Source organism: Variovorax stachyos (genome assembly GCF_051400855.1).
Classification (GTDB): domain Bacteria; phylum Pseudomonadota; class Gammaproteobacteria; order Burkholderiales; family Burkholderiaceae_C; genus Variovorax.
In genome coordinates, this window is record NZ_JBLFFN010000036.1 from 1 (window position 1) to 7,077 (window position 7,077).

General features: G+C 69.3%; 8 protein-coding genes. 4 read left to right on the forward strand and 4 right to left on the reverse strand.

Annotation, left to right across the window (positions count from 1 at the left end; all coding sequences use genetic code 11):
* Both ACMGEZ_RS29420 and ACMGEZ_RS29425 read right to left on the reverse strand, forming a co-directional pair.
* Window positions 1-116: ESPR-type extended signal peptide-containing protein (locus ACMGEZ_RS29420; protein WP_436824480.1), on the reverse strand; the 116-nt coding region annotated here is incomplete at its 3' end.
* Window positions 117-311: 195 nt separating this feature from the next.
* Window positions 312-1,004 (reverse strand): ArsR/SmtB family transcription factor, encoded by a 693-nt coding sequence (locus ACMGEZ_RS29425; RefSeq protein WP_436825818.1) that lies wholly within the window; start codon window positions 1,002-1,004, stop codon window positions 312-314.
* 51 nt (window positions 1,005-1,055) lie between these two features.
* Here ACMGEZ_RS29425 and ACMGEZ_RS29430 point away from each other — a divergent pair, with 51 nt between their 5' ends.
* Window positions 1,056-2,213, forward strand: a complete 1,158-nt coding sequence (locus ACMGEZ_RS29430; RefSeq protein ID WP_436825819.1) for a cytochrome P450 — start codon at window positions 1,056-1,058, stop codon at window positions 2,211-2,213.
* A gap of 16 nt (window positions 2,214-2,229) precedes the next feature.
* Here ACMGEZ_RS29430 and ACMGEZ_RS29435 read toward each other — a convergent pair whose 3' ends face one another.
* Together ACMGEZ_RS29435 and ACMGEZ_RS29440 are read right to left on the reverse strand one after the other, a co-directional pair.
* Window positions 2,230-3,186 carry a pyridoxamine 5'-phosphate oxidase family protein gene (locus ACMGEZ_RS29435; protein WP_436825820.1) on the reverse strand — a complete coding sequence of 319 codons (957 nt, stop codon included), beginning with the start codon at window positions 3,184-3,186 and terminating at the stop codon, window positions 2,230-2,232.
* Between the two features lie 58 nt (window positions 3,187-3,244).
* Entirely contained in the window at window positions 3,245-3,889 is a 645-nt protein-coding gene (locus ACMGEZ_RS29440) for a glutathione S-transferase family protein (protein ID WP_436825821.1), read from the reverse strand.
* A 109-nt stretch (window positions 3,890-3,998) separates the two neighbouring features.
* Here ACMGEZ_RS29440 and ACMGEZ_RS29445 point away from each other — a divergent pair, with 109 nt between their 5' ends.
* The 3 genes from ACMGEZ_RS29445 to ACMGEZ_RS29455 all read left to right on the forward strand — a co-directional run bounded on the left by ACMGEZ_RS29445 (window position 3,999) and on the right by ACMGEZ_RS29455 (window position 6,946).
* A complete protein-coding gene (locus tag ACMGEZ_RS29445; protein ID WP_436825822.1) occupies window positions 3,999-4,883 on the forward strand; it encodes a LysR family transcriptional regulator in 885 nt (294 codons plus the stop codon).
* A 184-nt stretch (window positions 4,884-5,067) separates the two neighbouring features.
* A complete protein-coding gene (locus ACMGEZ_RS29450; protein WP_436825823.1) occupies window positions 5,068-6,003 on the forward strand; it encodes an ATP-binding cassette domain-containing protein in 936 nt (311 codons plus the stop codon).
* Window positions 6,004-6,118: 115 nt separating this feature from the next.
* Window positions 6,119-6,946, forward strand: coding sequence for an ABC transporter permease (locus ACMGEZ_RS29455; protein WP_436825824.1), 828 nt, complete (start codon window positions 6,119-6,121; stop codon window positions 6,944-6,946).
* The last annotated feature ends 131 nt before the right edge of the window (window positions 6,947-7,077 follow it).

The window sequence follows — 7,077 nt, forward strand, 5'->3', positions numbered from 1 at the left end:
GCCAGCACGGCCGACGTCGCCCCGGTGGCCTTGCCCGCGCTCCTGGCCGTCTCCTGCACCACCATGCGCATGCCGCGCGCGGCGTTGAAGACGACCCTGTGAAGGTGCTTGTTCACGCTCTTCCTTCCGACCTGAGCGTCAGAAGGAAGCCTCCTCTGGCATTCATCACATCGACCCTTGTTCTTTTTGAAAGGGCCGGATTCTGGCGTGCACCTCCGCGATATCTGCCGCGGCGTCAGAAAGAATCAGATTGCCGTCACCGAATGCGCGGCCATGCGGGACGGCTCGATCGATTCCTCGGATCTCTTGCGCTAGTCAAGCCCGAACAGCTCAGGCATCTCGCGCTGCGCCTTGGGCGTGAGCGCGAGCGCGCGCCCGTCGAGCGCCTGGCGCACCCAGCCGCGGCGCAGCGACAGCTGCAGGCAGGCGGCGCCCAGCGCGCCACCGAGATGCGGCCGCCGCTCGCTCCAGTCGAGGCAGGCGCAGGCGAAGCGCCGGCGCGAACTGCGCGCGCCCTCGATGTCGATGCCCAGGCTTTCCAGTGCCACCGCGCCATCGGCCGTGAGTTCGTAGTCATCGCGTTCGGCTGTGGCCTGCAGCCAGCCCTGGGCATGCAGCCGGTCGTGCAGCGCGACGCCGGCCGCGCCGGCCATGTGGTCGTAGCAGGTGCGTGCGGCGCGTAGCCGGCTCGGCGTGCTGGGCTGGAACTCGCTGCGCGGCGCGCCGGCGACCACCAGCAATCCCTCGAGCACCGCGGCCACCTCGCTGCCGGCGAGGCGGAAGTAGCGGTGCTTGCCCTGCGCGACCGATTCGACCAGCCGCTGCTCCTTCAGCCGCGCCAGGTGGGCGCTTGCGGTGGAGGGCGCGACCTCGCCGACCGCTGCGAGCTCGGTGGCGGTGCGGGCATGGCCATCCAGCAGGCAGCACAGCATGCGGGCGCGGGCCGGCTCGGCGATCGCGCCGGCGAGGCGCGCCAGGTGGGTGTCGGCGCTCGGTGAATCCATACTTCGATGCTAAGCGAAGTGTGAATGTGCGAGAAGGCCGACACTGCGCACATGGAGCAACCGAACATCGATCCGCCCACCGACGCCATCGCGGCCGTTACCCACCCAGACCCTTATCCCTGGTACGCGCGCTTGCGGGAGGGGCCGGCGCTCGCACGCGACGAGCGCCTGGGCCTCTGGGTCGCGAGCCGGGCCGAGGTGCTGCAGGAGGCCTTCGCCAATCCCGCGCTGCGGGTGCGCCCGCCGGCCGAGCCGGTGCCGCGCGCCATCGCCGGCGCGCCCGCAGGCGAACTCTTCGGCCGGCTGGTCCGCATGAACGACGGCGCGGCGCATGCCGCCCACAAGCCGGTGCTGCAGCGAGCGCTGGGTGGCCTCGATCTCGGCAGCGTGCGCGCGGCCATGCCGCGCATCGCGTCGCAGGTCCCGGCTTCGACCGTGGCCGAGGCCTGCTTCGCCTGGCCGGTCGCGGGCGTGGCACATCTGCTGGGCTTTGCGGATGAAGAGCTGCCCGTTCTCGCGGAGTGGACGCGCGACTTCGTCGCCTGCCTCTCGCCGCTGTCCACGGAGGACCAGCTGGGCGCGGCCAGCGAGGCCGCGGCGGCGCTGATGGCGCGCTTCGAAGCCCTGATGGCGGCACGGCCCGCGCGCGATGGCAGCGTGCTGGCGGCAGTGCGCGCACAGGCGCCCGGCGATGCATCGCGCGCGCTGCTGGCCAACCTCGTCGGGCTTCTGTCGCAGACCTGCGAGGCAACCGCCGGGCTGGTGGGCAACAGCCTGGTGGCACTGGCGCGCGAGCCGGGCGCCCGCGATGCGATCGCCATGCGTCCGGATCTGCTCTCGGCGCTGGTGGAGGAAACGGCGCGCCACGATCCCTCGGTCCAGAACACGCGCCGCTTCGTCGCCGAGCCCACCACGGTGGAAGGGATGCGGCTCGAAGCCGGCGATGCGGTGCTGCTGGTGATGGGTGCGGCGAACCGCGATCCGCTGCTGAACGCAGAGCCCGACCGCTTCATGCTCGAGCGTGACGGTCGGCGCATGCTGGGCTTCGGCCATGGTCCGCACGGCTGCCCCGGCCAGGCACTGGCCTGCGCGCTGGCCGCGGCCGGCATCGAGGCGCTGCTGGCGCGCGGACTCGATCTGGCCGCGCTGCGCGAGCGCGGCTGGCACTACCGGCCCTCGGCCAATGCGCGCATCCCCGTCTTTCATTGAGGCGGGACCCGACGCGTCAGGGCTCTTCCCGCCAGCGGCCCGTCGCCTCCAGAAAGGGCGAGAGGCTCGCCGCCCCGAAGCGCAGCGGCAGCGCGGCCGGGGCGTGCTGCGCTGCCAGCACTTCCATGCGAAGCAGGCGTTCGGCGCCGGCGAAGGCGTCGACCTCCGGTCCGTCCCAGAGGATCTCGGCCTTCACCGACATCTGCAGCAGGTCGCCGGTCTCGAAGTCGACGAAGAGCAGTCCGGCCACCGGATTCAGCGCGATGTTGCCCAGCGTGTTGAAGAAGGTGTTGCCGGTGAAGTCCGGCACGGTGAGCGTGCCTTCGCCTTCGAGCCGCACGAAGCCCGGCCGTCCACCGCGATGCGAGACGTCGACGCCTTCGGCCCGCGAGCCAGCATCGTCGGCAGACGGATGCGCGGTGGCGATGAAGAAGGTATCGGCCGCGCGCACCATGCGCCGGCCTTTCGCGTCCAGGCCATGCACCCGCGGCCCGAAGCCCGCGGCCGCCGCACCGCCGACGAACACCGGCTCGCGCGCCTGGATGTACTTCGGGCAGTTGCCGAAGCTCTGACCCACCTCGACCGAGAAGCCGCGCGCGTCGAGCGCATCGACGGTGCCGTTCATCCGGTTGCGCCGCCGCGTATGCGGCTCGATGCCGAGCAGGCCGACAGGCGCGCCGACCGCCAGCGCTGCCGCGAGCGGATCGTTGGCCTGCGGCAGCGCGTCGATGCGCAGATGCCGCGGATCGGGCGAGTGCGCGAAGCCGGGCGGGGCGGCCAGCACGCTGGCCCAGGGCTGGCCTTCGCCGTCCAGGCTGCCCGCGATCAGGAAGGGCAGCTGTGCGAAGAAGGTGCGGTGCTGCTCGGGCATGTGGTCGCGCAGCACGCGCGGGCCGATCTCGGCCATGCGCTCGGCGATGCCTGCGCGCGCCTGCAGCACGCGCTCGCCTTCATGCCAGGCACGGGTGGTCATTGGGTAACCTCCGTGCTACGCACTGCGGTGCTATTCGCCTTCGGAGCGGCCGTGCGGCTCATGCCGCCAACCCGATGCGAGACGCCGCCATCGGCACGAAGCCCGGCAAGGCCTCGATGCGCCGCAGCCACTGGCGGACCTTCGGGTAGGCCTGCAGCGACACGTTGCCTTCGGGCACGTGGGCCACATAGCTGTAGTTGGCGACATCGGCCAGGGTCTCGCTGTCGCCCGCGAGGAAGGGGCGGTTGCCGAGCTCGCTTTCCATGACGCGCAGCAGGTTGTGCGAGCGCGCGATCACATCGGAGGGGTCGGTGGCGAGGCCGAACAGCACGATCACGCGCGCCATCGACGGCCCCTGCGCCAGCGGGCCGGCGGCCACCGAAAGCCAGCGCTGCACGCGGGCTGCGCCGAGCGCGTCGCGCGGCATCCAGCGCGCCGGGTCGGGCGCATAGCGCTCGTTGAGGTAGTGCAGGATCGTGTTGGAATCCGCGAGTGTCACATCGCCATCCTCGATCACCGGCACCTGGCCGAAGGCATTGCGGCGCAGGAACTCGGGGCGGCGCTGCTCGCCCGCGCGCAGGTCCACTTCGACGGTCTCGAAGGGCAGGTCCAGCAACGACAGGAACAGGCGCACGCGATGGCTGTGGCCTGAAATGGACGAGCTGTACACGGTGATCGGGCGGGCGGGACGGGTGGCGGTCATCGGCTTTCTCCTGGTGGGACGGAATGAAGGCGATTCTTCTTTGATCCGAAAGCCGGAGTAATGGCGCCATCTGCATTTCACTGCTTCGATCTGCGGTCTAATCGCGTCCATGGATCGTCTCAAAGCCATGCAGACTTTCGTGCAGATCGCCGAGCAGGGCAGCCTGACCAAGGCCGCCGATGCACTGGAGAGCTCGCTGCCCGCGGTGGTCCGTTCCCTGGCCGCGCTGGAGGCGCACCTGGGCGTGCGCCTGTTCCACCGCACGACGCGCCGCATCTCGCTGACCGAAGAAGGCCGCCGGTACCTGCAGAGCGCGCGCGAGGTGCTGGCCGCGGCCGAAGCCGCCGACCGGGCGCTGAGCGTGGAGGCCGCCGAGCCCGCCGGCCAGCTCACCGTCACCGCGCCGGTGCTCTTCGGCCACATGTACGTGGCGCCTGCCATCGTGCGTTTCCTGAAGCGCTACGACAAGATGCGCTGCAGCGTGCTGCTGCACGACCGCACGGTGAACCTGCTGGAAGAGGGCATCGACGTCGGCATCCGCATCAGCCCGCTGGAGGACTCCTCGCTCGTGGCCCAGCAGCTCGGCACCATCCGCCGCGTGGCGGTCGCGAGCCCGGACTACCTGCGCGCCCACGGCACGCCGCGGCATCCGCGCGAGCTGCTCGAGGCCAATTGCGTGCGCGTCCAGCCGAGTGCGCCGGTGCACTTCCGCGAGAACGGCCGCAACTTCGCGGTCGCGGCCCGCGGCAACCTGGAGTTCAACCACATCGCGCCCGCGGTGGAAGCCTGCGCGGCCGGCATGGGCTTCGGCTTCTTCTTCTCCTACCAGGTGCTGCCGCTGGTGCGGGAGGGGCGGCTTCGCATCGTGCTCGAGGACTTCGAGCTGGCGCCGCGGCCGGTGAGCGTGATCTACCCGCACGCGCGGCTGCTGCCGGCGCGCACGCGAGCCTTCATCGACTGGATGAAGAACGAGTTCGACGGTCTGCGTCTTTAGCTCGCCCCCAGGTTGGCTCACTTCGTGTAGCCGCCCACCCCCTACCGGGGGCAACACCAGCGGCCCGGCAAAGCCGGTTCCGCGGCGTTCCCCGATCGTTTGCCTGCTTCATGCGTCGCTGAGGACGCGTAGCTTCACGAAGTTCGGGTCCGATGAATTGGGTCCCTTGCGCCACAATGCCCCGGTGCCCAGCCCTTCCGCCCCTCTCTTCCAAGCGAGCCACCTGCACAAGCGCTACGGCGCGACCACCGTGGTCGACGACCTTTCGTTCGCCATCGCGCCCGGCGAATGCCTGGGCGTGATCGGCCCCAATGGCGCCGGCAAGACCACCACCATCCGCATGTGCCTGGGCCTGACTGCGCCCGACGGCGGCAGCATCGAGGCGCTGGGCGGGCTCTCGATGCCGCGCGACGCGCGCGCGATCAAGGCGCAGCTCGGCGTGGTGAGCCAGTTCGACACGCTCGACCCGGACTTCAGCTGCGCCGAGAACCTGATGGTCTATGCCCGCTACTTCGGGATGAGCCGGCGCCAGATCACGCCGCGCATTCCGCAGCTGCTGGAGTTCGCGGCGCTGTCGCACAAGGCCGACGCCAAGCCGGGCGAGCTGTCGGGCGGCATGCGGCGCCGGCTGTCACTGGCGCGGTCGCTGGTCAACGACCCGAAGCTGCTGATGCTCGACGAGCCCACCACCGGCCTGGACCCGCAGGCGCGCCATCTCATGTGGGAGCGCCTGCAGCTGCTGCTGCAGCAGGGCAAGTCGATCCTGCTGACCACCCACTTCATGGACGAGGCCGAGCGCCTGTGCTCCCGCCTGATCGTGATCGACCATGGCCGTAAGATCGCGGAAGGCCGGCCGCGCGATCTGATCGCCGAGCATCTGGAGCCCGACGTGGTCGAGGTCTACGGCAACGGCGCGCTGGGGCTCGCTCAGTCACCGCTCAAGGACTACACCGCGCGCGTCGAGGTCAGCGGCGAGACGGTGTTCTTCTACACGCAGGATGCGCGCGGCCTGCTGAACGCACTCGACAGCCACAAGGGCCTGCGCACCTTTCATCGGCCTGCGAACCTGGAGGACTTGTTCCTCAAGCTGACAGGCCGCCAGATCCGGGAGGGCGGTTGAAGATGAGCTCTCCCCCAGGTTGGCTCACTTCGTGTAGCCGCCCACCCCCTCACCGGGGGCAACACCAGCGGCCCGGCGAAGCCGGTTCCGCGGTGTTCCCCGCATGGAGAAAAGCATGAGCGCCTCGATGGATGACGCACCGCCCGCCGCGCTTTCCGTGTGGCGCCCGCCGGAGCTGTCGATGCGCTGGTGGCCGGTGTTCCTGCGCAACATGCTGGTGTGGCGCAAGCTTGCGATCCCCAGCCTGATCGGCAACATCGCCGAGCCGCTGATCTGGCTGGTGGCCTTCGGCTATGGCATGGGGGCGCTGGTGGGGCAGGTGTCGGTGGATGGCGTCCAGGTGCCCTACATCCTGTTCCTTGCCAGCGGCTCGATCTGCATGAGCTCGATGAACGCCGCTTCCTTCGAGGCGCTCTACTCGGCCTTCTCTCGCATGCACGTGCAGAAGACCTGGGACGGCATCATGAACGCGCCGGTGGGGCTGGACGACGTGCTGCTCGCGGAGATGCTGTGGGCCGGCTTCAAGGCCATCTTCACCACCACCGCGATCCTGTTCGTGATGCTCGCTTTGGGCATCAGCCACAGCCCCAAGCTGCTGGTCGCTTGGCTGGTGCTTGCGGGCGTCGGCGTGACGTTCTCGTGCATCGCGCTGATCTTCAACGCGCTGGCGAAGAGCTACGACTTCTTCACCTACTACTTCACGCTGTTCATGACGCCGATGATGTTTCTGTCTGGCGTGTTCTTTCCGCTGGATCAGCTGCCCGGGCTGGTGCATCAGATTGCGAACTGGCTGCCGCTTGCGAATGCGGTGGCGCTGGTGCGGCCGTTGTTCATGGATCAGTGGCCTAGGGATTGGGTGTGGCCTGCGGTTGTGCTGGTGGTTTATACGGTGGGGGCGTTCTGGGTGGCGTTGGCGTTGACGCGGAAACGGTTTCGGGCTTGATGTTCTTTGGTTTCTCTTCCTCTGGGGGAGGGGGTAGGGGCACCCGGCTTTCTGTTCGTACGGTGCTGTTGTGTTGAGTGCGGAGCCGGGATTTCGCCCCGGCGGGCGAGTTACTTTCTTTGTCTCGCCAA

Coding starts and splice junctions, on each gene's coding strand:
- ACMGEZ_RS29455 (WP_436825824.1), top strand. CDS start 6,119: ATGAGCGCCTCGATGGATGACGCACCGCCCGCCGCGCTTTCCGTGTGG.
- ACMGEZ_RS29445 (WP_436825822.1), top strand. CDS start 3,999: ATGGATCGTCTCAAAGCCATGCAGACTTTCGTGCAGATCGCCGAGCAG.
- ACMGEZ_RS29430 (WP_436825819.1), top strand. CDS start 1,056: ATGGAGCAACCGAACATCGATCCGCCCACCGACGCCATCGCGGCCGTT.
- ACMGEZ_RS29435 (WP_436825820.1), bottom strand. CDS start 3,186: ATGACCACCCGTGCCTGGCATGAAGGCGAGCGCGTGCTGCAGGCGCGC.
- ACMGEZ_RS29425 (WP_436825818.1), bottom strand. CDS start 1,004: ATGGATTCACCGAGCGCCGACACCCACCTGGCGCGCCTCGCCGGCGCG.
- ACMGEZ_RS29440 (WP_436825821.1), bottom strand. CDS start 3,889: ATGACCGCCACCCGTCCCGCCCGCCCGATCACCGTGTACAGCTCGTCC.